Source organism: Pseudoalteromonas sp. SWXJZ94C (assembly GCF_015864385.1).
Taxonomy (GTDB): domain Bacteria; phylum Pseudomonadota; class Gammaproteobacteria; order Enterobacterales; family Alteromonadaceae; genus Pseudoalteromonas.
Map to the genome: position 1 here is coordinate 1 of NZ_JADYXF010000177.1, position 504 is coordinate 504.

At 43.8% G+C, this 504-nt stretch carries 4 tRNA genes; all 4 read right to left on the reverse strand.

Annotation, left to right across the window (positions count from 1 at the left end):
- Position 1 precedes the first annotated feature (1 nt).
- Positions 2–76: transfer RNA gene (locus I6F65_RS21640), tRNA-Gln, on the reverse strand.
- Positions 77–115: 39 nt separating this feature from the next.
- A tRNA-Leu gene (locus tag I6F65_RS21645) sits at positions 116–200 on the reverse strand.
- 84 nt (positions 201–284) lie between these two features.
- Positions 285–359, reverse strand: a tRNA-Gln gene (locus tag I6F65_RS21650).
- A 39-nt stretch (positions 360–398) separates the two neighbouring features.
- Positions 399–483: transfer RNA gene (locus I6F65_RS21655), tRNA-Leu, on the reverse strand.
- Between the last annotated feature and the right edge of the window lie 21 nt (positions 484–504).

Genomic DNA, 504 nt, shown 5'->3' on the forward strand with positions numbered 1-504 from the left:
TTGGCTGGGATACCAGGATTTGAACCTGGGAATGCCAGGATCAAAACCTGGTGCCTTACCGCTTGGCGATATCCCAACAAAGAATTATTTGATAGTTTTATTTCTTATCAAGAAATGGTGCGGAAAGAGAGACTTGAACTCTCACAACCGAAGTTACTGGAACCTAAATCCAGCGCGTCTACCAATTCCGCCACTCCCGCATCGTTTGTGTAATAAAACACGGCTGCAATTTTAAACTCTTAGCTGAGCCATTCATTTGTCCAACTTTCCTTGGTAGAAGAAGTTGGCTGGGATACCAGGATTTGAACCTGGGAATGCCAGGATCAAAACCTGGTGCCTTACCGCTTGGCGATATCCCAACAAAGAATTATTTGATAGTTTTATTTCTTATCAAGAAATGGTGCGGAAAGAGAGACTTGAACTCTCACAACCGAAGTTACTGGAACCTAAATCCAGCGCGTCTACCAATTCCGCCACTCCCGCATCGTTTGTGTAATAAAACAC